The 20,650-nt window shown below is 72.8% G+C and carries 24 protein-coding genes and 1 pseudogene; 14 read left to right on the top strand and 11 right to left on the bottom strand.

Annotation, left to right across the window (positions count from 1 at the left end):
- Positions 1-4: 4 nt before the first annotated feature.
- Entirely contained in the window at positions 5-940 is a 936-nt protein-coding gene (locus ACNFOC_RS14420) for a universal stress protein (protein ID WP_416959508.1), read from the bottom strand.
- Positions 941-1,106: 166 nt separating this feature from the next.
- Here ACNFOC_RS14420 and ACNFOC_RS14415 point away from each other — a divergent pair, with 166 nt between their 5' ends.
- The 12 genes from ACNFOC_RS14415 (at position 1,107) to hypE (ending at position 12,511) form a co-directional block, all read left to right on the top strand.
- Positions 1,107-1,937, top strand: a complete 831-nt coding sequence (locus ACNFOC_RS14415) for a universal stress protein (protein ID WP_416959507.1) — start codon at positions 1,107-1,109, stop codon at positions 1,935-1,937.
- A gap of 18 nt (positions 1,938-1,955) precedes the next feature.
- On the top strand, positions 1,956-2,462 hold the full coding sequence (locus ACNFOC_RS14410; RefSeq protein WP_416959506.1) for a hydrogenase maturation protease: 507 nt from the start codon (positions 1,956-1,958) through the stop codon (positions 2,460-2,462).
- A complete protein-coding gene (gene hypF, locus ACNFOC_RS14405) occupies positions 2,462-4,747 on the top strand; it encodes a carbamoyltransferase HypF (protein ID WP_416959505.1) in 2,286 nt (761 codons plus the stop codon). The genes ACNFOC_RS14410 and hypF overlap by 1 nt, the downstream gene beginning before the upstream one ends.
- 6 nt (positions 4,748-4,753) lie before the next feature.
- Positions 4,754-5,011, top strand: a complete 258-nt coding sequence (locus ACNFOC_RS14400) for a HypC/HybG/HupF family hydrogenase formation chaperone (RefSeq protein WP_416959504.1) — start codon at positions 4,754-4,756, stop codon at positions 5,009-5,011.
- A gap of 231 nt (positions 5,012-5,242) precedes the next feature.
- Entirely contained in the window at positions 5,243-6,382 is a 1,140-nt protein-coding gene (locus tag ACNFOC_RS14395) for a 4Fe-4S dicluster domain-containing protein (RefSeq protein ID WP_416959503.1), read from the top strand.
- Complete coding sequence (locus tag ACNFOC_RS14390; RefSeq protein WP_416959502.1) at positions 6,382-6,846, top strand: Crp/Fnr family transcriptional regulator; 465 nt, start codon at positions 6,382-6,384, stop codon at positions 6,844-6,846. The genes ACNFOC_RS14395 and ACNFOC_RS14390 overlap by 1 nt, the downstream gene beginning before the upstream one ends.
- Positions 6,843-7,649, top strand: a complete 807-nt coding sequence (locus ACNFOC_RS14385) for an FAD/NAD(P)-binding protein (RefSeq protein ID WP_416959501.1) — start codon at positions 6,843-6,845, stop codon at positions 7,647-7,649. Before ACNFOC_RS14390 ends, ACNFOC_RS14385 begins: the two co-directional genes overlap by 4 nt.
- A gap of 1 nt (position 7,650) precedes the next feature.
- The gene (locus tag ACNFOC_RS14380; RefSeq protein ID WP_416959500.1) at positions 7,651-8,403 is read left to right on the top strand and encodes an NADH-quinone oxidoreductase subunit B family protein; all 753 of its coding nucleotides are present in this window, start codon (positions 7,651-7,653) and stop codon (positions 8,401-8,403) included.
- Positions 8,400-9,767 (top strand): Ni/Fe hydrogenase subunit alpha, encoded by a 1,368-nt coding sequence (locus ACNFOC_RS14375; protein ID WP_416959499.1) that lies wholly within the window; start codon positions 8,400-8,402, stop codon positions 9,765-9,767. Before ACNFOC_RS14380 ends, ACNFOC_RS14375 begins: the two co-directional genes overlap by 4 nt.
- A complete protein-coding gene (locus tag ACNFOC_RS14370) occupies positions 9,760-10,380 on the top strand; it encodes a CBS domain-containing protein (protein ID WP_416959498.1) in 621 nt (206 codons plus the stop codon). Before ACNFOC_RS14375 ends, ACNFOC_RS14370 begins: the two co-directional genes overlap by 8 nt.
- Entirely contained in the window at positions 10,377-11,480 is a 1,104-nt protein-coding gene (hypD, locus tag ACNFOC_RS14365) for a hydrogenase formation protein HypD (protein ID WP_416959497.1), read from the top strand. The genes ACNFOC_RS14370 and hypD overlap by 4 nt, the downstream gene beginning before the upstream one ends.
- The gene (gene hypE, locus ACNFOC_RS14360) at positions 11,477-12,511 is read left to right on the top strand and encodes a hydrogenase expression/formation protein HypE (RefSeq protein ID WP_416959496.1); all 1,035 of its coding nucleotides are present in this window, start codon (positions 11,477-11,479) and stop codon (positions 12,509-12,511) included. Before hypD ends, hypE begins: the two co-directional genes overlap by 4 nt.
- A gap of 19 nt (positions 12,512-12,530) precedes the next feature.
- Here the strand turns inward: hypE and ACNFOC_RS14355 are convergent, their stop codons facing one another.
- Both ACNFOC_RS14355 and ACNFOC_RS14350 read right to left on the bottom strand, forming a co-directional pair.
- Positions 12,531-13,118: an Rv1733c family protein gene (locus tag ACNFOC_RS14355; RefSeq protein ID WP_416959495.1), complete on the bottom strand. Its 588-nt coding sequence runs from the start codon at positions 13,116-13,118 to the stop codon at positions 12,531-12,533.
- A 5-nt stretch (positions 13,119-13,123) separates the two neighbouring features.
- Positions 13,124-14,110: an Acg family FMN-binding oxidoreductase gene (locus ACNFOC_RS14350; protein WP_416959494.1), complete on the bottom strand. Its 987-nt coding sequence runs from the start codon at positions 14,108-14,110 to the stop codon at positions 13,124-13,126.
- A 249-nt stretch (positions 14,111-14,359) separates the two neighbouring features.
- Between ACNFOC_RS14350 and ACNFOC_RS14345 the strand changes: the two genes are divergently transcribed.
- Complete coding sequence (locus ACNFOC_RS14345; RefSeq protein ID WP_416959493.1) at positions 14,360-15,349, top strand: GerMN domain-containing protein; 990 nt, start codon at positions 14,360-14,362, stop codon at positions 15,347-15,349.
- 76 nt (positions 15,350-15,425) lie between these two features.
- Here ACNFOC_RS14345 and ACNFOC_RS14340 read toward each other — a convergent pair whose 3' ends face one another.
- From ACNFOC_RS14340 to ACNFOC_RS14325, 4 genes and pseudogenes are all read right to left on the bottom strand, one after another.
- Positions 15,426-15,935 carry a flavodoxin domain-containing protein gene (locus tag ACNFOC_RS14340; protein WP_416959492.1) on the bottom strand — a complete coding sequence of 170 codons (510 nt, stop codon included), beginning with the start codon at positions 15,933-15,935 and terminating at the stop codon, positions 15,426-15,428.
- A 21-nt stretch (positions 15,936-15,956) separates the two neighbouring features.
- Entirely contained in the window at positions 15,957-16,688 is a 732-nt protein-coding gene (locus tag ACNFOC_RS14335) for a CBS domain-containing protein (RefSeq protein ID WP_416959491.1), read from the bottom strand.
- A 12-nt stretch (positions 16,689-16,700) separates the two neighbouring features.
- A pseudogene (locus ACNFOC_RS14330) lies at positions 16,701-16,859 on the bottom strand (acetate--CoA ligase family protein); the annotation flags it as partial.
- Between the two features lie 132 nt (positions 16,860-16,991).
- Positions 16,992-17,192, bottom strand: coding sequence for a hypothetical protein (locus tag ACNFOC_RS14325; protein WP_416959490.1), 201 nt, complete (start codon positions 17,190-17,192; stop codon positions 16,992-16,994).
- Between the two features lie 201 nt (positions 17,193-17,393).
- On the opposite strand from ACNFOC_RS14325, the gene ACNFOC_RS14320 reads away from it, so the two are divergent.
- The gene (locus ACNFOC_RS14320; RefSeq protein WP_416959489.1) at positions 17,394-17,588 is read left to right on the top strand and encodes a cyclic nucleotide-binding domain-containing protein; all 195 of its coding nucleotides are present in this window, start codon (positions 17,394-17,396) and stop codon (positions 17,586-17,588) included.
- A 293-nt stretch (positions 17,589-17,881) separates the two neighbouring features.
- Here ACNFOC_RS14320 and ACNFOC_RS14315 read toward each other — a convergent pair whose 3' ends face one another.
- From ACNFOC_RS14315 to ACNFOC_RS14300, 4 genes are all read right to left on the bottom strand, one after another.
- Complete coding sequence (locus ACNFOC_RS14315; RefSeq protein ID WP_416959488.1) at positions 17,882-18,727, bottom strand: universal stress protein; 846 nt, start codon at positions 18,725-18,727, stop codon at positions 17,882-17,884.
- Positions 18,728-18,984: 257 nt separating this feature from the next.
- The gene (locus ACNFOC_RS14310; RefSeq protein WP_416959487.1) at positions 18,985-19,254 is read right to left on the bottom strand and encodes an SHOCT domain-containing protein; all 270 of its coding nucleotides are present in this window, start codon (positions 19,252-19,254) and stop codon (positions 18,985-18,987) included.
- A gap of 15 nt (positions 19,255-19,269) precedes the next feature.
- Positions 19,270-20,169: a universal stress protein gene (locus tag ACNFOC_RS14305; RefSeq protein ID WP_416959486.1), complete on the bottom strand. Its 900-nt coding sequence runs from the start codon at positions 20,167-20,169 to the stop codon at positions 19,270-19,272.
- A gap of 242 nt (positions 20,170-20,411) precedes the next feature.
- Positions 20,412-20,650: ferredoxin (locus ACNFOC_RS14300; RefSeq protein WP_416959485.1), on the bottom strand; the 239-nt coding region annotated here is incomplete at its 5' end.

The following is a 20,650-nucleotide window of genomic DNA, read 5'->3' as shown; positions in this document are numbered from 1 at the left end:
CCTCTCACTCGTGGGGTACGACGGCCACCGGGCAGCCGACGTGATGGATGGCGGCGTGCGTGACGGGCCCGATGCGCGGGCCCGCCGGACGGTCGGTGAGGTGCCGGCCGACCACGAGGAGGCTCGCTCCCGAGGCGGCCCGGAGCAGCGCGGACCGGGCCCGGCCCTCCGCGACCGTCTCGGTGACCTCGACGCCGGGGTACTTGTCGCGCCACACCTGGAGTACGGCGGACAGGAAGCCGAGCCATTCCTCGGCCCGCCGCGCTCCGCCCATCAGGCCGATCTCGCCGGGGCCGAGCCCCAGCGCGGACGGTTGCCGCCAGGCGTGGACCACGCGGAGCCGCGCGCCACGGACCCGGGCCGCCTCGAAGGCGAACTCGATCACCGCGTCGCACCGCTCGCCCAGGTCGACGCCCAGGACCACGTCCCGGTAGCCGGTCAGGACGGAGGGGCGGCCGCCGCGCGCCGGAAGGTGTTCGCCGGCGGCTTCCTCGTCCACCCGGACGAGAACCACGGGACGGGTGGCACGGGCCACCACACCCTGGGCGACCGAGCCCACCAGGAACCCGGTGAACCCGCTCAGCCCACGTGAACCCAGCACCAGCAGCTCGGACTCCTCGGCCGCCTTCAGCAGGGCGGCGGTCGCGGGACCCTCCACCTGCTCGTCGTACGGGAGGACGTTCGGGGCGACGGCACGGACCCTCGCCCTGGCCTGCCGCAGGACACGGCGCGCCTGATGCCTCCCCCACTGCCTTAAGGGCGTGGGAGGTACCCCCATGGCGGCCGTGACGGGCTCGCCGTCCTCCTGGCGCGGGTGCCAGTTCCAGACGTGCACGAGCCGCAACGGCAGGTCGCGGCGTGCCGCCTCGCGGGCGGCCCAGTCGGCGGCGGCGAGGCTCTCGGCGGAACCGTCGACTCCGGCGATGACGGGCGGCAGCATGATCCGCACCTCCTGCGCTCGGTCTGCTCCTCCCCTCCAGCGTCGTCCCGCGGCCTACGGGCAGGTAGGGGCCGCCAGGTCTCCGACCGGGGTCCGTTCGGCCCCTGCCCGGGCCCGCCCCGCACGGTCAGGGTGGAAGGGCCACGGACCTGGAGGGCGGCACACCATGGAACGAGTGATCATCGCCGGAGTCGACCGGTCGGCACGCAGCCGTGTCGCCGCGGACTGGGCGGCGCGCGAGGCACTGCGGCGCGGACTGCCCCTGCGGGTGGTGCATGTGGCACCGCCGGAGAACCTGGACCCGGTGGAGCGGTGGCCCTACCGCCCGGACACCGTGGCGGACCACGTGGTCGCCGAACTCACCGCCCGCCACCCGTCGTTGACGGTCCGGGCGGTGAGCCTCACCGGGCCGCCCGTCCCCGAGCTGCGGGCAGTGGGCGCACACGCGGAACTGGTCGTGCTCGGCCTGCGCGGCGAGGGCCGGCACGCCGGGGTCGCCCTGGGGTCGACCGCGGCGGCCCTGGCCACCGGGTGCGCCGGCCCCCTGGTGCTGGTGCCCGAAACCCTCGCGGGGACGGACGCCCCGGACCACACCGACGCCGTGACCGTGGGTGTCGATGCCCGTGACCCGGCGGGCGGCGCGCTCGGCTTCGCCTTCGAGGCCGCCCGCCTGCACCGCGTCCGGCTGCACGCGGTGCACGCGTGGGCACTCCCGGCGGGCGCCGCCCCGTCGCCCGTACCGGTGTCGGAGACGGACCGTGCCACCTGGGAGGACCACGAGGAGGACCTGCTGTCCGACGCGCTGCGTCCGTGGCGCGGGAAATACCCGGACGTCGACGTCCGGGAGGACGTACTGCTGTTCCCCCCGGCCGGGGCACTGGCCCACGCCTCCGAGACGTCCGGACTGGTGGTGGTCGGACGGCACACCGCCCCGGGCTCCACCGCCCTGGCCCTCCTGGAGCACGCGCGCTGCCCTGTCGCCGTCGTGCCGTCATAGACCGGGGCGGTGAGAGGCATGAGGACGCGTACGCGCATCGCCGTCATCGGCGTCGGGAACGAGTTCCGGCGCGACGACGGTGTGGGCTGGGCCGTGGTCGAACGGCTCCGGAAGCGGGCCGAGGCCAGGCCGCACCCTTTGGACACCGTGTGGGCGACCTGCGACGGTGATCCCGGCCGGCTGATCGCACTGTGGGAGAGCGCCGCGCTCGCCGTGGTCGTCGACGCGGCCCACGCGCACCCGGGCACCCCCGGCCGCGTCCACCGGCTCGAACTCGACGCCCAGCGCCTCGACGGGCCGCGGACCACCAGTTCGCACGGACTGGGTCTGGGCGAGGCCGTCGAACTGGCGCGGGTCCTCGAACTTCTGCCGGGCCGCCTGGTCGTGTACGCGGTGGAGGGCGCCGACGGTTCGTTCGGCACCGGTCTCTCCCCCGCCGTCGCCGCCGCCGTCGACCCGCTCGTGACGGCAGTCGAGGACGAACTCACCCGATATCAGGACGAGTTGGCCGGGGGGCGGTCGTGATGATGCGGCGTTTCCAGGTGTACGGCACCGTCCAGGGTGTCGGCTTCCGTCCCTTCGTGTACCGCACTGCGGCCCGGCTCGGCCTCGACGGCTGGGTGGCCAACGTGAATGGTCATGTGGAGGGTGAGATCGCCGGACCGCCCCACGCGATCGACGAGTTCGCGGCCCGGCTGCGGACCGACGCGCCGGTGCTGGCGCGGGTACGCCGGGTCCAACTGGCCGACGGCGGACGGCAGTCGGCGTACCGTCCGGGATTCCACGTCCGGCACAGCGCGCCCCCGCACACAGACGGCGCTGCACGCGAGGTCCCGCCCGACGCGGGGATCTGCGAGGCCTGTCTGCGCGAACTGCGCGATCCCCGCGACCGGCGCCACCGCTACCCGTTCATCAACTGCACGGACTGCGGGCCACGGGCGACCATCATCGAGGACCTGCCCTACGACCGTGTCCGCACGACCATGAGCCGCTTCCCGCTGTGCCGGGACTGCGCGGCCGAGTACGCCGCCCCGGCCGACCGGCGCTTCCACGCCGAGCCCATCGCCTGTCCCGTCTGCGGACCGGAGCTGGCCTGGGGGGAACTGCGCGGTGAGGCGGCGTTGCGGTCTGCGGTCACGTGCGTCGCCGGGGGCGGGATCGTCGCGCTGAAGGGGCTCGGCGGCTACCAACTGGTGTGCGACGCGGGCGATTCGGTGGCCGTGGCGGAGCTGCGGCGCCGCAAGCGCCGCCCGACGAAGCCGTTCGCGGTGATGGTCCGCGACCTCGGCACCACGGCGCGGCTGGCCCGGATCGGTGCCACCGAGCGCGGGGTTCTGACGTCCCCGGCGCGTCCCGTGGTGCTGCTGGCCCGGATGCCGTGGCACGGCACGGACCCGCTCGCGCCCGAGGTGCATCCCGGCCTGCGCCGCATCGGCCTGTTCCTGCCCACCACCGGCCTGCACCACCTCCTGCTCGACGAGCTGGCCAGGCCGCTCGTGATCACCAGCGGCAACCTCGGCGGCGAGCCCATCACCATCGACGACGAGGAGGCCCGGCGCGTCCTTGCGGGCGTCGCGGACGGCTTCCTCACCCACGACCGACCGATCCGCTCCCGCTACGACGACTCGGTGGTGCAGTGCACCGGCCGCACCAGGATCACGGTCCGCCGGGCGCGCGGGCTGGCCCCGGCCCCGCTGCCGCTGCGCGTGCGCGAACCCGTCGCCGGGGCCGGCGCCCAGCTGAAGCACACGTTCACGCTCGCCGCCGACGGCCGGGCCCATCTCGGGCCGCACACGGGCGACTTGGCGGACGTCGCGGCCCACGAGGCGTTCCTGGCGTCGTACGACCGGCTCAAGCGGCTCACCGGCATCGAGCCGGTGGCCCTCGCGCACGATCTGCACCCCGGCTATCTGTCCACGCGGTGGGCCGAGGCGCAGGGGCTGCGCCGCGTCCCGGTGCAGCACCATCACGCGCACGTGGCCGCCTGCGCGGCCGAGCACGAGGTGCGGGGTCCGTTCCTCGGGGTCGCCTACGACGGCCTCGGGCTCGGCGACGACGGCACGCTGTGGGGCGGCGAGATCCTCGTCGCCACCCTGAGCGGCTACCGCCGCGTGGGCAGGTTCGCGACAGCTCCCCTGCCCGGCGGCGACGCGGCGGTACGCCATCCCTCCCGTACGGCCCTCGGCCGGCTGCTCGGCGGTGAGACCCTGGGCTCCCCGCTCCCCTACCCGTGGCTGACCCGGTCCTTCACGGACCGGCTCGATCCGGCGGAAGTCGACATCGTGCGCGCCATGGTCACCCGGAACGTCAACTGCCCGCAGGCCTCCAGCGCCGGACGGCTCTTCGACACGGTCGCCGCCCTGCTCGGCCTCGCCGACCGGGTGAGTTACGAGGGCGAGGCGGCCGTCCTGCTCGAAGCGGCGGCGGGCGACGAACACGCCGTACCGCTCGCCCACCGCGTCGTACGGGCGCAGGGCCTGTGGGTGTACGACCCCACGCCCACCCTCACCGACCTGCTGGAACGGCAGGCCGACGGGGAACCCGTGGCCAGGCTGGCCGCCGCCTTCCACGTGACGCTCGGCCTGGTCACCGCGGAACTGGTCGCACGGGCGGTGGCCGACGGCGCACCGCACACCGTCTGCCTCGGCGGCGGCTGCTTCGTCAACCGGCGGCTGCTGACCGAGGTGAAACGCCGACTGCACGCGCAGGGACTGCGGGTGCTGGTCGGCGGTCAGGTCCCCGTCGGGGACGGCGGAATCAGCTACGGCCAGGCGGCGGTCGCGGCCGCACGGCTGGCCGGGGAGAGGTGAACACGCATGTGCCTGGGCATACCGGGACGGATCCTGGAGATCCACGACGACGCCGGACTGCTGATGTCCACGGTCGACTTCGGCGGCATCCGGCGCGAGGTCTGCCTCAGCTGCACACCCGAGGCGGACGTGGGGTCGTACGTCATCGTGCACGTCGGCTTCGCGATCACTCTGGTCGACGAGGCGGAGGCACGGCGCACGCTGGACGTGCTGCGGGCGATGGCGGGCGCGGTCGAGGGCGAGCTGGGCGAGCCGCTGCGGTAGCGCTCCGCTGGGTGCAGCCGGGAAACCGCTGGTCGTTTCGAGACCGCGGGCCGCCCGTGGCCGGGCGCGCAGTTCCCCGCGCCCCTTCGGGGGCGCTGGTTGTCACGTTCCTTGCTGTTGATCCGGTCGGCTCGGTCGGCAGGGCCGGTCGGCCCCTGCCGCGGGCGCTGCCGCGCGTCGGAACCTGAAGGTGGACAAGCGCGATCCGCCCGGTACGAGGAGGACGACGACATGACCGCCACCACAGCCCCGGCCGCCGTACTCGACCGGCACGGTCTGGACGCCCTGGTCGCGGCTCTGGTCGCACAGGGACGCACTGTCGTCGGACCGACCGTCCGCGACGGTGCGATCGTGCTGTCGGAGCTGACCTCGGCGGAAGCACTGCCGTACGGCTGGGGCGTCGAACTGGACGCCGGACGCTACCGGTTGGTCCCCCGCGAGGACGGGGCCGCCTTCGCGCACAGCGCGGGCCCGCAGTCCTGGAAGTCGTATCTGCACCCCGCGCGTGAGCGGTTGTGGAGCGCCGACCGGACATCGGAGGGCGGCATGGTGTTCACCGGGCAGACGGCCGAGCCGCCGTCGTACGCGTTCCTCGGGATCCGGCCCTGTGATCTGCGGGCCATCGCGATCCAGGACCGGGTGCTGACCGGCGGAGCGCACGAGGACACCGGGTACGGGAAACGCCGGCGGCGCGCGCTGCTGATCGCCGCCGAGTGCACCGAACCCGGCGCGACCTGCTTCTGCGTGTCCATGGGCGGCGGCCCCGCGGCCGATCCCGGCTACGACCTCGCTCTGACCGAGGTGGTCGACGCGGACGGGCACCGGTTCCTGGTGCGTGTCGGCAGCAGGGAGGGCGCGCAGTTGCTGGAGCAGGTGCCGCACCGCACGGCCGACGCGCGTACGGAGACCACCGCCCGCGAATCGGTGGACGCGGCCCGCGACCGTATGGGCCGCTCCATGCCGCCGGTCGACCTGCGGGCGCTGATGGGCGGGAGCCTGGACGCCGAGCGCTGGAACGACGTCGCCGAGCGCTGTCTGACCTGCGGCAACTGCACGATGGTCTGCCCCACCTGCTTCTGCACCACCACGGAGGAGGTCACCGACCTGACCGGTGACCACACCGAGCGCTGGCAGCGCTGGGACTCCTGCTTCGACCTGGACTTCTCCTATCTGCACGGCGGGTCGGTCCGCTCCACGCCCCGCAGCCGCTACCGGCAGTGGCTGACCCACAAACTCTCCACCTGGCACGACCAGTTCGACACCTCCGGCTGTGTGGGCTGCGGGCGCTGTATCGCCTGGTGCCCGGCCGGTATCGACATCACGGAGGAAGTCGCCGCGCTGGACGCCGAACACGGAACGGAGACGGACTGATGCCTCCCTCGATGGCTCTCCGCATGAATCACGCGCTGCCCCACGACCACCGTGACCGACTGCTGCACATCGGTCGCGAGGTCCAATTCCCGCCGGGTACCCGGCTGTTCGAGGAGGGCGGGCACGCCGACCGGTTCTGGATCATCCGGGACGGCACGGCCGCCCTCGACATGCACGTGCCCGGCCGTCGGCCGCCGGTCGTCGAGACGCTCGGGGTCGGGGATCTCGTCGGCTGGTCCTGGCTGTACGAGCCGTACGTCTGGCAGTTGGGCGCCGGGTCGGTGACCCAGCTGCGGGCCTACGAGTTCGACGCGGTCGCCGTCCGGCTGATGTGCCTGGACGACCCCGCCTTCGGCCAGGCCGTCGAGCACTGGGTCGGCCGGGTGCTGGCCCACCGGCTCAACGCGGCCCGCGCCCGGCTGATCGACCTGTACGGGACGTACGAGACCAAGGAACCGCGATGACCGCCGTACCGGTCCCCCATCGCGTGATCGCCCGCCGGCAGGAGACCGGCGACACGGTGACGCTGCGACTCGAACCGGTGGACGGCGCACTGCGCGACTTCGTGCCGGGGCAGTTCGCGATGGTGCACTGCTTCGGTCGCGGCGAGATTCCCGTCTCGGTGAGTTCCGTTCGGGCCACGGGAGGTCTCGCGCACACGATCCGCTCCGTGGGCGCGGTCTCCGACGGGCTGTGCGCGGCCCGGGTCGGTGACGTCGTCGGCATCCGCGGCCCGTACGGAACGAGTTGGGGCCTGGAGCAGGCGCGCGGCCGGGACGTGCTGGTCGTGGCCGGCGGCATCGGGCTCGCCCCGCTGCGGCCGCTGATCCTGAGCGCGCTGGCCGAGCCGGAGGCGTACCGCCGTATCAACGTGCTGATCGGGGCCCGCACCCCGGACGACCTGATCGGCCGGAAAGAGATCGAGAGCTGGGCCACCGCCTACACCGGCGTGATGGTCGACCAGCCCGACGCGGACTGGCACGGGGACGTCGGCGTGGTCACCCAGCTGCTGGGGCGGGCGCACTTCGATCCGGACGACACCACGGCGTTCGTCTGCGGTCCGGAGCCGATGATCCGCGCCACCGCCCGCGAACTCGCCCACCGCGGTGTGCCCCGTGACCACATCAGGGTCTCGCTGGAGCGCAACATGCGCTGCGCGACCGGGCATTGCGGGCACTGCCAGCTCGGTCCGCTGCTGGTGTGCCAGGCCGGTGCGGTCGTGGGCTGGGACCTGGCCGAACCCCTGCTGTCCGTAAGGGAGTTGTGAGATGGCACCTACACTCGCGGTGTTCAAGCTGGCCTCCTGCGACGGCTGTCAGCTCACCCTGCTGGACTGCGAGGACGAACTCCTCGCGCTGACCGGCGCGGTGGAGATCGCCCACTTCCCGGAAGCGTCGAGCGCGATGGCCCCCGGTCCGTACGACCTGACCCTCGTCGAGGGCTCGGTGACCACGGCCGAGGACGCCGAGCGCATCCACGCGATCCGCGCGGACTCGCGCCACCTGGTGACCATCGGGGCGTGCGCGACCGCCGGCGGCATCCAGGCACTCAGGAACTTCGCGGACGTGGACGAGTACCGGCGTACGGTCTACGCGCACCCGGAGTACATCTCCACGCTGGCCGCCTCCACGCCCGTGTCGGCCCATGTGGACGTCGACTTCGAGCTGCGCGGCTGCCCGGTCGACCGGCGGCAGCTCATCGAGGTGATCACCGCGTTCCTGGCAGGGCGCAAGCCGGATGTCCCGGACCACAGCGTGTGCTTCGAGTGCAAGCGGCGCGGCACGGTCTGCGTCACCGTCGCCCACGGCACCCCCTGCCTGGGCCCGGTCACGCACGCGGGGTGCGGGGCGCTGTGCCCGGCCTACCACCGCGGTTGCTTCGGCTGCTTCGGCCCGTCCGGTTCGGTGAACCTGCCGGCGCTGATCCCGCTGCTGCGCCGCGACGGCCTCGACGAGGACGCCGTGGTCCGGTTCCTGCACACCTTCAACGCCCCTGCTTTCGACAAGGAGTTGGGAAAGTGACGCACCGCGGATCCCGTGTGCTGCACGTCGGCTCGCTGTCGCGGGTCGAGGGCGAGGGGGCTCTCAGCCTCCATGTGCACGACGGCACGGTCACCGACGCGCGGCTGGAGATCTACGAGCCGCCGCGCTTCTTCGAGGCGTTCCTGCGCGGCCGTTCGTACACCGAGCCGCCGGACATCACGGCCCGGGTGTGCGGAATCTGCCCGGTGGCCTACCAGATGAGCGCGTGCGCGGCGATCGAGGACGCCTGCGGGGTGAGCGTCGACCCGGTCATCCGTGATCTGCGCCGGCTGCTGTACTGCGGCGAGTGGATCGAGAGCCAGGCCCTGCACATCTACCTCCTGCACGCCCCGGACTTCCTGGGCCGACCCAGCGCGATCGACCTGGCGCGCACGCACCGCGCCGAGGTCGAGCGGGGGCTGCGCCTGAAGAAGGCGGGCAACTCGTTGATGGAGCTGCTCGGCGGACGGGCCATACATCCGGTCAACGTCCGCCTCGGCGGCTTCCACCGCGCTCCGGCGCGCACCGAACTGCGGTCGCTGACAGAGGAGTTGAAGCAGGCCCTCGACGACGCGTGGCAGACCGTGCGCTGGGTCGCGGGCTTCGAGTTCCCGGACGCGAGCGTCGAGGCCGACCTGCTCGCGCTGACCAAACCCGGCACGTACGCCATCGAGGGCGGCACCCCGGCCGTCCTGCGCGCCGACGGCACCACCTCCTCCTCCTCCTTCCCGGTACGGGACTTCACCGAGCACGTCGTCGAGACCCACGTCGCCCACTCCACCGCCCTGCACTCACGGCTCGACGGGCGCCTGCATCTCACCGGCTCCCTCGCCCGGTTCGCGATCAGCGGGCGACTGCTGTCGCCGGTGGCGCTGGAGGCGGCCGTCGAGGCGGGGCTCGGCGATCCGCGCGAGGGCGCGGTGTGCCGCAATCCGTACCGGTCCATCCTGGTGCGCGCGGTGGAGACGGTGTACGCCGTCGCCGAGGCGCTGCGCATCATCGACGGCTACGAGCCGCCCGCGCGCCCGTACACGGACGTGCCGCCGGTCGCGGGCGTCGGGCACGGTGCCACGGAGGCGCCGCGCGGGCTGCTCTACCACCGCTACGAACTCGACGCCGACGGCATCGTCAAGAGCGCGCTGCTGGTGCCGCCCACCGCGCAGAACCAGGGCGCGATCGAGGACGACCTGCGCCGTCTGGCCCAGCGCGCGATCGGTGAACACGACCCGGACGACGACGAGTTGACGGCCCTGTGCGAGCGGGCGATCCGCAACCACGACCCGTGCATCTCGTGCTCCACCCACTTCCTCGACCTGACCGTCGTCCGTACCTCGGACACAACCGCGGGAGGCTGTGATGTCTGAATCTCCGTACACCGTGAGCGATGTGATGACCCACACCGCCGTCGCCATCGGAAGCGAGGCGCCCTTCAAGGAGATCGTCGAGCTGCTGGACCAGTGGAAGGTCAGTGCCGTGCCGGTGCTGGCGGGCGAGGGCCGCGTGGTCGGGGTCGTCTCCGAAGCGGATCTGCTGGCGAAGGAGGAGTTCCGGGACACCGACGAGGGTGACCCCGAGGCTCGGACCAAGGCTGTCGCCGTGTCCGCGGGCGAGCTGATGAGCGCCCCGGCGGTCACCGTGCACGCGGACGCCACGCTCGCCGAGGCCGCCCGCATCATGGCCCGGCGGCACGTCAAGCGACTGCCCGTCGTGAACGCGGTCGGCATGCTCCAGGGTGTCGTCAGCCGCAGCGACCTGCTGAAGGTGTTCCTGCGGGGCGACGAGGAGCTCGCCGAGGAGGTCCGGCACCACGTGCTCGGCCGGCTCCCGGTCACCACCGCCCTGACGGTGAGTGTCACCGAGGGCGTGGTCACGCTCGGCGGTTCCCTGCCCGACCGGTCGCTCGTGCCCGTGGTGGCCCGGGCGGTGCGGGCCGTGGAGGGGGTCGTCGACGTCCGGCTCGACCTCACGCACCGATGAAGTACCTGGACGAGTACCGGGATCCGGAGCTCGCCCGGCACCTGCTGGACGAGCTGCGGCGGACCGCCACGCGGCCCTGGCGGATCATGGAGGTGTGCGGCGGCCAGACCCACACCCTGGTCCGCCAGGGCATCGACGAACTGCTGCCCGCCGGAATGCGGATGATCCACGGCCCGGGCTGCCCGGTCTGTGTCACCCCGCTGGAGACCCTGGACCGGGCCATGGCCGTCGCCGCCCGCCCCGGCGTGCTCTTCACCAGCTTCGGCGACATGCTGCGGGTGCCCGGCACGGACACCGACCTGCTGTCGCTGCGGGCGCGCGGCGCGGACGTACGGGTGGTCTACGCCCCGATGGACGCCGTACGCCTGGCCGCCCAACACCCCGACCGCGAGGTCGTGTTCCTCGCCGTCGGCTTCGAGACGACGGCGCCAGCCAACGCGATGGCGGTACTGCACGCGGCCCGCCTCGGACTGGCCAACTTCTCCATGCTGGTCAGTCACGTCCTCGTGCCGCCGGCCATGACCGCACTGCTCGACGATCCCGACTGCGAGGTGGAAGCCTTCCTCGCCGCCGGGCACGTGTGCGCGGTGATGGGCTGGACCGAGTACGAGCCGATCGCCGCCCGGTACCAAGTGCCCATCGTGGTCACGGGGTTCGAGCCGCTGGACCTGCTGGAGGGCATCCTCATGGCGGTACGGCAGCTGGAGTCGGGCCGCTACGAGGTGGAGAACCAGTACGCGCGGGCCGTGCGGCGGGCGGGCAACACCGCGGCGCAGGACGCGGTCCGCCAGGTGTTCCGGGTGACCGACCGGGCTTGGCGCGGTATCGGCGAGATCCCCGACAGCGGGCTCGAACTCGCCGATGAGTACCAGGAGTTCGACGCCGCCCGGCGCTTCGACGTGGGCGGACTGTGCCCGGTCGAGGACCCCGAGTGCATCGCCGGGACCATCCTCACCGGGGCCCGGCTGCCCACCGACTGTGCCGCGTACGGCACCCGTTGCACGCCCCGTCATCCCCTCGGCGCCCCGATGGTGTCGTCCGAGGGCACCTGCGCCGCCTTCCACGCGGCCGGACGCACGCCCACGAGGAGCACGGCATGAACATCCAGTGCCCCACCCCCGCCCACGAGGACGAGGTCGTCCTGCTGGGCCATGGCGCCGGCGGACGGCTCACCGGGGAACTGCTCGACGAGCTGGTGCTGCCCGCCGTCGGCGGCGGGACGGGACCCATGGAGGACGCGGCGCTCCTGCCGGGACACCCCGGGCTGGTGATGAGCACGGACAGCTTCGTCGTGAGCCCGCTGTTCTTCCCCGGCGGGGACATCGGGTCCCTCGCCGTGCACGGCACGGTCAACGACCTGGCGATGCGGGGCGCGTGGCCGCTCGCGCTGTCGGTCTCCCTGATCATCGAGGAGGGACTGCCGCTGGCCGAACTCCGGGCCGTCATGGAGTCGTTGGGGAAAACGGCCCAGGACGTCGGCGTGCCTGTGATCACCGGGGACACCAAGGTCGTGGGGCGCGGTGCGGCCGACCGGCTGTTCATCAACACCACCGGCGTCGGACAGCGGCACGAACTCCTCGCCCCGTCCGCCGCGTCGGCGCGCCCGGGGGACGCCGTACTCCTGTCGGGGCCGATCGGACTGCACGGCACGACCGTGCTCAGCACCCGCGAGAACCTCGGCTTCGAGGGCGACATCGCCTCCGACTCCCGGCCCCTGCACCGGCTGGTGCGGGCCCTGGCGCCGCTCGGCGGTGCCGTGCACGTACTGCGCGACCCGACGCGGGGTGGGCTGGCCGCCGCGCTCAACGAGATCGCCCGCGACTCGTCCGCCGCCGTCGAGATCGAGGAGAGCGCGGTTCCCGTGCCCGAGGCGGTCGCCTCGGCCTGCGACCTGCTCGGCCTGGACCCGCTGATCGTCGCCAACGAGGGCTGTCTGGTCGCCTTCGTCGACGCCGACGCGGCCGGGGACGCGCTGGCCGCGATGCGGTCGGTACCCGAGGGGGCGCAGGCCGTACGGATCGGCGAAGTCCTGCGGGAGGGGCCGCGGGAGCGGGTGACCCTGCGGACCCTGGTCGGCGCCCGGCGCATCGTGGAGATGCCGCTCGGTGAGCAACTCCCCCGAATCTGCTGACCGTTGACGCAGGGGCCCGTCAGCCGGTCCTGTGACCCCACCGCGGACCGACGCGCGCCCACTCGGCGTCCCACTGGTCCAGGCGCCGCTGTTCCAGCCGCCAGGACATCCCCCGGCCGACGAGGAGCACGGCCCCGCCGGCGCCCACGGCGGTCCACACCGCCAGCACCACACCTTCGAGTCGCGCCTGAGCCGAGCTGACGGGGGTGGGCACCAGACGGCCCCCGGCGTCCAGCCATACCTGTGTGGTGGACCCGGCCATGCTGTCGGAGTCCACGTGGGCCAGCCCCGTGCGCTTCGTCCCGTCCGCCGCGGTCCAGCGCACGGTGGCCCGGTAGCTGTCGCTGCCGTCGCTCGTGCCCACGGTGCGCACCGCGTCCTCGACGAGCACGGCCGGCACCGGGTGCCGCTCGGCCCGCAGGGCGTCGACGTGCCGCTCGACGGCGAGGGCCGTCCACGCGCCCGTGCCGACCGCCGCCAGGACCGCGAGGATCCAGGCGGCGAGCAGCAGCCAGGCCTCGACGACGTGGCTGCGGCGCCTCAGGAGGTTGGGCCGAAGCCGCCAACAGCGCACCTGGGCAGGCTTTCCGCGCCTGCTGGGGGTCATGGTCCTCACCTGACCGGCAGGTCACTGCGGAGCAGCGTCTCGGCGGGCCCGCGGCGTGGCGTGGCCCATGTCTGGTTCGTGTGGCCGAGGCGCAGGACCAGCTGCGGGAACCGGCCGAAGGCGATGCGTGTACGGACCTCCGCACGCACCGCGGGCACTTCGAGGGGCTGGGTGTGGAAGGCCGCCCGGACCCCGTGGGCCGCCGCGTACAGCAGCACGCGCTGGAGCGCCTGCCCCGCGCGCAGCCAGTCCGCGCGGGTGTCGTAGGGGGTGGTCAGCACGACGACCGTGCCGGTGCGCGACACCCATTTCTGCGGCGGGACGGCGAACTGCCGGACCAGGCCCAGGTAGTCACGGCCGGCCAGCAGTACGCAGTCCGGGTGGTACAGGCACGCCTCGGCCGGCACCCCGGCCGGCCCGACGCACCCCGCGATCTCGGCGGTGTGCCCCCGGTCGGCGCGGTGCACGTCCTCCGCGGTGCGCACCAGGTCCGCGAGCTGGTCCAACTGGTCCGCACCGTCGACGACTTGGAGATCGGCCCCCTCGGCCCGTGCGTGCTCCCGCAGGTCGTCGAGCAGCTCCTCCCCAACCCGGTCGGCCCCGAACGGCCCGCGGTGCGTGTGCCGGTGCGCCATCGCGCCCGCCATCAGCGCCTCGTCGTAGGTCGCCGGGGCGTGGGCGGCGAAGGCCACCCGGGCCAGATAGGCCGGGTTCCCGGTCTCCGGCAGCAGGTCGACGGCGGGCCGGAAGCCGAGGTCGCGCACGGCGATCCGCGCGTTGAACAGGGCGGCCCCGCAGGCGATCACCGTCTCCCGGCCGCCCGGGTCGGTCAGCGCGAGGCGCCGCCCGCGGTCCGCGTGGATCTCGAAGCCGTGGTCGTGGCCCTCCTCGGCAAAGAACCAGGGCTGACTGTTGTGCGGCGAGGGCGCGAGGGACGCGGCGTGGGCCAAGTGCAGGGCCGCACGGCCGTGTTGTGCGTGGGCCAGAGACATGGTGCCCCCTTCGTCGACCGTTCCCTTCAAGGGTCCTCGCCCACCGGCCCCCGGCGCATGGGCCTTCCGTCCCCGCGTCGGGCCTGCTCGGCCCTCTCCGTATCGGCGTCGGGGCTGCTGCGGACTCGGGCGCGGCGGTTGCTCCCAACCGCCCGAGGTTGCGCGGCCGTTCGGCCCTGGGCCTGGGTCGTGCGGCCCTGGCGGCGTGCTCCGGGCAGGAGTTCGCTTGAAGTGTCGGAGGAGAATGCCATGAACAGCACATCATCACTCGCGTCCCGCAGGCACCGGCGCCGTTCCACCGTGCTCACCGCGGCCGTGACGCTGCCTCTGCTCGCGGCCACCGCGTGCGGTACGACCACCGGTACGGGAAGAGCGGCCGCCACCGGCCCGACCTCGCCGCCCACAACCGGTACGGCCACGTCGGGCGGCACCTCGGGCACCCCCGCCCCGTCCAGGACGACGGCCCCGCAGACGACGACGGCCCCCGCCACCGGCAACTCCGGCGGCACCAGCGGTACTTCGGCGACCCGCGTCCGTACGGGGGTGTACTTCCTGCACGGCGAGAAGGTCTCCCCCGCCCCGCGCACCGTGACCGCGCCGACGACCGCCACCGCCGCCGTACGGGCTCTGCTGGCCGGTCCCGACCGCTACGAGCGAGCCCACGGCCGTACCACCGCTGTCCCGTCCGGAACCCGGCTGCGCTCTCTCGTCGTCCGCGACCACGTGGCCACGGTCGACCTCTCCGGCCGCTACGACGACGGAGGCGGCAGCCTGTCGATGCGGGAGCGCCTCGCCCAGGTCGTGTTCACGGTGACCCGTTTCCCGACCGTCCACAAGGTCGCGTTCGAGGTAGACGGCAAGGCGGTCACGTCCTTCGGCGCCGAGGGCATCGTCCTGAACGGGCCGGTCGGCCGGGCCGACTTCGAGGACCGGGCGCCCGCCGTGCTGGTGGAGTCGCCGATGACCGGTGACACCGCGCGTACCCCGCTGAGGGTGTGGGGTAGCGCCAACACGTTCGAGGCGCGGTTCCGGCTGAAGGTCACGGACGCCACCGGGCGCACCGCCGACGACGTCATGGTCAAGGCCACGTCCGGCACCGGCACGCGTGGCACCTTCGACGTGACGTTCCCCTACAAGGCAGCCCGCACCGGCGCGGGTCTGCTCACCGCGTACTTCCTGTCCCCCAAGGACGGCAGGACGGTGACCGTCGACACCGTACCCCTGACGGTGAACCGCTGACACGGACCCGCGACACGGAACAGCCCCGGCGCATCGGGTTTCGCGCCAGGGCTCTTCGTGAGGGAGGTACAACAGGTCAGCCCTCCTCTCGCCCCGTCAGCAGCTCGTCCGCGATCCGTGCCGCCCAGTCCTCGATCGCGCCGAAGTCGCGGAAGTCCCCGCCCTTCCCGTTGCGCACGATCGACTGAGCGATACGTCCCTTGGCTCCTTCCTCCAGGCAACCGCCGAAGGTGACATGACCCCTGACGTCGAGCCGGATCATGGCCCGCCGTACGCCGTGCACGGGCGGGATGTCCCGCTCGGAGGCGGAGGCGTCGAACGGTCCGCTGCTGAAGAACCACAGCGGGCGCTTGGCCAGTTGGCGGCCGTGCCGGCTCAGGAACCGGCGGGCGTCGCGGTGCCAACGGCCGGCGTACAGCCCGCCGCCGACCACCACGGCACCGTACGGCGTCACGTCCACGACGGACCTGGCGGGCAACAGGTCGGGGACGAGCCCCGCTTTGCGCAGGACCTCGGCAACGGCCTCGGCGATCTGCGCGGTGGATCCATTGGTCGTCCCGTAGGCGACCAGCACGCTGGTGGGCATGGTGTTCTGCCTCCTCTCACTTCACAGGTGACGCAGCCAGTTCTCGGAGACTCCTTGGTACTGCTGGTCCTCCGGTTGGATGCGGGAGTCGTCCGTCCGGTAGGAGAGCTGGTCGACGACCGCGACGACACCGTCGATCTGCCGGACCATGGAGACGGCGATCTCCGTCTCGCTCTTGCGTTCCATGTGACCGGCGAGCGTGACGACGCCTTCCACCACGGAGACGTCGACGCTGCTCGGCGCCAGCCACAGGGCACGCACCAGGACCTCGGCGACGACCTCGTCGCGGATCTCCGCGTCGGGCCGCAGGAAGACCTGGAGCACGTCGCGGCGGGTGACGATGCCGACGAGCCGGTTCTCCTCGTCGAGGACGGGCAGCCGCCCCACACGGTGCTGGGCCATGGTCCGGGCGGCCTCGACGATGGTGTCGTCGGCGTGCACGGTGACGGGCGGCGCGGTCATCAGCCGGCCGGCGGTACGGGCCGTGGACTTCGCGGCCCGCTGCCTGCCGCCGCGCGTCAGGTCCGCGAACCGGAACCGCTTCCTCGGCTCGTACGGGTCGGGCGCTTCGGCCTGATGGGCCATCAGGTCCGTCTCGGAGACGACTCCGATGACCTGGTCGTCCTCGTCGACCACGGGCAGGCCGCTGATGCGGTGTGCGCCGAGCAGGCGTGCCACCTCTTTGAACGGCGTGCCGTACGTGGCGCGCACGACCTCCGCGGTCATCACGGAGCCGACCTTGTTGTGCTTCATGGTGTTCCCTCCTCAGCGAAGTCGGCGCAGATACGGGTCCTGCGGCCCGGTGGGCAGCAGGCGGACGCGGGCATCGAGGACGGACACTCCGCCCGGTGCCGCGAGTACGGGGTTGAAGTCGGCCTCGGCCAGCTGCGGCAGGTCGCTCGCCATCCGGGACAGCCGCAGCAGGCGGATCGTACGAACCCTCCGGTGGGCCGCCGACGGCACCCCTGTCTTCGGGGAAGCGGCAAACTCTCAGGTCACCGCATTCCGTGTCGGCGGCTCTGGGCTCAGCCCTTCGCGAACAGTGCGTCCAGCGCGTCAGTGGTGGACGGGTGTCCGCCGGGTCGGCCGGTGTGTGCGGACCAGCGGTGAGGCCGGCGGCCGCTGCGGTGTCCGGTGGGCGCGCATCCGCAGCACCAGCGCGTCGAGTACACCGCTGAGTACGGCGGTGGCCACGGTCGCGATCACCAGCAGGACGGCGAACTGCCTCCAGAACTCCGGTGTCAAGGTCGTACCCACGGTGTCCACCCCCTCGTGCTCAGTCGATCGAGTACCTCTCTCGGTTACATCGAACCGCCGACAACCCGGTGGCACAGGGTGCCGTAGGGCTCTACCGGGGCGCCGATCGGCCCGGCCCGCGGGCCGGGTGGCCCATGGTCCGTCGGGACACACGGGCGGACGGTGGAGGTGGTAGATACGTGCGTTTTCCGGAGGTACGCCATGAACGCTTCCCCGACCACGAGCATGCCGCGGGCTCTGACCGCGGACCACCGCGAACAGCTGATGAAGCTCGCCCGCGAGGTGTCGATCCCGCAGGGCACCCGGCTCGTCCAGGAGGGTGCCCACGTCGACCGGTTCTGGATCATCCGCACTGGCACGATACGACGAGTTCGTTGTGCCCCAGCGACTCGCTGACGGCGGCCTGGCGGCCGGGCACGTGCATGTCGAGGGTGGCGGGAACACGCCCAGATGGTGCTCCGCCTGGGCTACGGCAAGCAGGGGCCCGCCTCACCGCGCCGCTCGGCGCGTCAGGCGTTGGAGCAAGGCACACCGCCGACCGCTGTGTCGGGTGTGCCCGCCCGTTGAAGCGGCCGTCGGCAGAGATGGCGGACCTGGCCCGATCGTCCGCCGCACGTGCCAGTGGCCGGTGGAACACCAACTGGTGTTCCACCGGCCACTCGCTGCTCTGCTGCGGCCGTCCGCCGGGGCTAGCAGCGAACGAGGGCGACGGGGCAGTCCGCCTCGCGCAGAGCCGTCCGGCCGACCGGGTCCAGCAGGCCGCCTCCGAACCGGAACCGGCCACGCACACCCACCACCAGGAGCTGGCTGTCACCGCTGGCCTCGACGAGAGCCCGGCTGGATCGACCGTGTGGCCGACGGCAGCTCAGGTTGACGTCCGGGTACCGCTTGCGCAGCTCGGACAAGGTCTCGGCGAGCGCGAAGTCCTCGTCGTCGCCCGCCACGGCGGTACCGGACCCGCCGTACGGCCGCGTGGCGACGAACGGCCGCGTGGCGACGAACGGCCGCAGATGCACGGCCACCAAGTCGGCTCCCCGCAACGAGGCCTCGGCGAAGGCGAATTCGGCGGCTTCACGAAGTGTCGACATACCGTGGACGGCGAGCAGCACGGGGCCGGCCGGGTTCGGCCTGCCGCGCACCACCAGCAGCGGCCCGGACGCTCGTGCGGACAGGCGCCCGGCGAGCGAGTCGTCGCCCAGGGTGCCGTGTCCTCGGGTGCCGTTGCTTCCGACAACGGTCAGGGACGCGCGGTCCGACTCAGCCGCCAGCAGGTTCCCTGGTTCACCGACAAGAACTTCGCGCGAGATCCTCACGCCCGGTGCGGCGCTGTGCGCACGTCGCTCGGCCTCGGCCAGTGCACCGGCCCTGACCGCATCCCACGAGGGAACTGCGGACGGTGCGTCTGCGGACGGCCAGCCGATGACCTGCATCAGATCCAGGCCGACGCCGAGCCGCTCGGCCTGCTGCGCGGCGACTTCCACCACCGCCAGACTCGACCGCGAACCGTCCACGCCCACGACCACGGGTCCACTCATCACAGTCCACCCCTCTCCAGGCACCCTCCCTGGACGGAAGAGGCGCTCCACCGGACTCCAGACTCGTGCGGCCCCCGGCACTGCCACAGGGGCCGGACGGACCCATCAACACACCAACAGGTCCCGATTGCAGACCCGTTGGGTCCGACGCGTACCCGGTCGATCAGCCCCCCTCGACGGACAGCCCGCGCGGCCGGAACGCACGGGGTGGGGTGACGGACGGGCCTCTGCCGCCGATCGTCGTCCCACCCCGAACCTCAGTGTTCGGTGAGCCTGGAGCCGTCCGTACGCAGGACGGCCAGGCGGTTGCGGTACTCCTCCTCGTCCATCTCCCCGCGGGCGAACCGGTCGGCGAGCACCTGCTCGGGCGGGGGCGCGGCGACGGTGTTCGAGCGCTGGGAGGTGTGGATCTGGTTGCGGATGAGCAGGACGGCGACGGTCAGGAGCACGGCCCACAGCAGGACCGAGCCGATCGACATCGCGAACCAGTCCCAGCCGCTCATGTTGTGTTGGTTCCAGTACGTCATCACGGTGGTCGCTCCTCAGACGTGCGAGATCACGGCGACCGGGCAGTCGACGTGCTGGATGGCGGCGTGAGTCACCGGGCCGGTACGGCGGCCGACAGGCCGCTCGGCAATGCGATGGCCGACGACGAGCAGAGCTGCCCCGGAGGCGGCCCGGATCAGCGCGGTCTGGGGCCGGTCCTTGGTCACCGCCGCGACGACCTCGACATCGGGGTACTTGTCGCGCCACAGCCGCAGCGCGCCGTTCAGGAGGTTCTGCCATTCCTCCGCCCGGTGCGGGTCGTTGAGCAGGTCGACCTCGCCGGGACCGAGTCCCAGGACCGGCGTCTGCCAGGCGTGGACGACACGGAGCCGCGCGCCGCGCAGCCGGGCCGCCTCGAAGGCGAACTCGATCTCGGCGTCGCCCGGTGCGTCCAGGTCGACGGCCAATACCACGTCCCGGTACCCGGTCCGCCGGCCGACCCTGTTGTCGTCGGTCGGCAGGAGTTCGTCAGCCGCCGTCTCGCCGCCCCGGACGAGAACCACGGGACGCGTGGCACGGGCCACCACGCCCTGCGCAACCGAGCCCACCAGGAACCCGGCGAACCCGCTCAGGCCGCGCGAGCCCAGCACCAGCAGTTCGGCCTCCTCGGCCGCCTTCAGCAGCTCCGCGATCGCGGGCCCCTCCACCAACTCGTTGGCCAGGCGGACGTCCGGGCACACCGCCTGGACCCGGTCCTGCGCCTGCCGCAGGGCGCTCCGCGCCAGATGCCGTTGGACGGCGCTTTCGGACTCTTCCTCCGCCGGGCGCGGATGCCGGTCCCAGACGTGCACGAGCCGCAGCGGCAGGCCGCGACGCGACGCTTCACGGGCCGCCCATTCGGCGGCGGCCAGGCTCTCCGCAGATCCGTCCACTCCGGCCATGACGGACGCAAGCATGATCAGCACCTCCCCTTGCTCGGTGTGTTCCTCGATGCCAGCGTCGTTCGTCGTCCGCCGGGGTGGGAGGGGTCTCCGGGGCCTCTCACGGGGCCATTCGGCCCCATCCCCCTGTCGCCGACGGTCAGTTGGCGAGTTCGAGCCGACGCGAGTCGCCCGGCTGGACGCGGATCGCCCGGTCGGGCAGTCAGGCAGTCGTACGTCGATCGCGGACGGTCCGACGACGGCACGGCGATCGACGGTCATCCCGGCTGTTCGTGGGACACCGCTCGGCGTGGTGCGGCTGAGCCGCGGGTAGGGACCTGATCGGGCGCAGGTGCGGGCACGCGGTTCAGGCGGAGTGCCATCACCGGGCACGCGGCGACCGCGCGTCGGGCGTGGGGGAGCAGCTCGGGCGGGATGGTGGGGCCGTGGAGCACGGGGTAGCCCCATTCGTCCAGGCCGACCAGTTCGGGCAGCAGTTCGGCACAGAGTCCGTGTC

Origin of the sequence: Streptomyces colwelliae, from assembly GCF_048158785.1 — a bacterium.
Taxonomy (GTDB): Bacteria; Actinomycetota; Actinomycetes; order Streptomycetales; family Streptomycetaceae; genus Streptomyces.
The sequence above is the reverse complement of the archived record's forward strand: the minus strand, read 5'-3'. Positions and strand labels throughout refer to the sequence as shown.

Coding starts and splice junctions, on each gene's coding strand:
- ACNFOC_RS14420 (WP_416959508.1), bottom strand. CDS start 940: ATGCTGCCGCCCGTCATCGCCGGAGTCGACGGTTCCGCCGAGAGCCTC.
- ACNFOC_RS14415 (WP_416959507.1), top strand. CDS start 1,107: ATGGAACGAGTGATCATCGCCGGAGTCGACCGGTCGGCACGCAGCCGT.
- ACNFOC_RS14410 (WP_416959506.1), top strand. CDS start 1,956: ATGAGGACGCGTACGCGCATCGCCGTCATCGGCGTCGGGAACGAGTTC.
- hypF (WP_416959505.1), top strand. CDS start 2,462: ATGATGCGGCGTTTCCAGGTGTACGGCACCGTCCAGGGTGTCGGCTTC.
- ACNFOC_RS14400 (WP_416959504.1), top strand. CDS start 4,754: ATGTGCCTGGGCATACCGGGACGGATCCTGGAGATCCACGACGACGCC.
- ACNFOC_RS14395 (WP_416959503.1), top strand. CDS start 5,243: ATGACCGCCACCACAGCCCCGGCCGCCGTACTCGACCGGCACGGTCTG.
- ACNFOC_RS14390 (WP_416959502.1), top strand. CDS start 6,382: ATGCCTCCCTCGATGGCTCTCCGCATGAATCACGCGCTGCCCCACGAC.
- ACNFOC_RS14385 (WP_416959501.1), top strand. CDS start 6,843: ATGACCGCCGTACCGGTCCCCCATCGCGTGATCGCCCGCCGGCAGGAG.
- ACNFOC_RS14380 (WP_416959500.1), top strand. CDS start 7,651: ATGGCACCTACACTCGCGGTGTTCAAGCTGGCCTCCTGCGACGGCTGT.
- ACNFOC_RS14370 (WP_416959498.1), top strand. CDS start 9,760: ATGTCTGAATCTCCGTACACCGTGAGCGATGTGATGACCCACACCGCC.
- hypD (WP_416959497.1), top strand. CDS start 10,377: ATGAAGTACCTGGACGAGTACCGGGATCCGGAGCTCGCCCGGCACCTG.
- hypE (WP_416959496.1), top strand. CDS start 11,477: ATGAACATCCAGTGCCCCACCCCCGCCCACGAGGACGAGGTCGTCCTG.
- ACNFOC_RS14355 (WP_416959495.1), bottom strand. CDS start 13,118: ATGACCCCCAGCAGGCGCGGAAAGCCTGCCCAGGTGCGCTGTTGGCGG.
- ACNFOC_RS14350 (WP_416959494.1), bottom strand. CDS start 14,110: ATGTCTCTGGCCCACGCACAACACGGCCGTGCGGCCCTGCACTTGGCC.
- ACNFOC_RS14345 (WP_416959493.1), top strand. CDS start 14,360: ATGAACAGCACATCATCACTCGCGTCCCGCAGGCACCGGCGCCGTTCC.
- ACNFOC_RS14340 (WP_416959492.1), bottom strand. CDS start 15,935: ATGCCCACCAGCGTGCTGGTCGCCTACGGGACGACCAATGGATCCACC.
- ACNFOC_RS14335 (WP_416959491.1), bottom strand. CDS start 16,688: ATGAAGCACAACAAGGTCGGCTCCGTGATGACCGCGGAGGTCGTGCGC.
- ACNFOC_RS14320 (WP_416959489.1), top strand. CDS start 17,394: ATGAACGCTTCCCCGACCACGAGCATGCCGCGGGCTCTGACCGCGGAC.
- ACNFOC_RS14315 (WP_416959488.1), bottom strand. CDS start 18,727: ATGAGTGGACCCGTGGTCGTGGGCGTGGACGGTTCGCGGTCGAGTCTG.
- ACNFOC_RS14310 (WP_416959487.1), bottom strand. CDS start 19,254: ATGACGTACTGGAACCAACACAACATGAGCGGCTGGGACTGGTTCGCG.
- ACNFOC_RS14305 (WP_416959486.1), bottom strand. CDS start 20,169: ATGCTTGCGTCCGTCATGGCCGGAGTGGACGGATCTGCGGAGAGCCTG.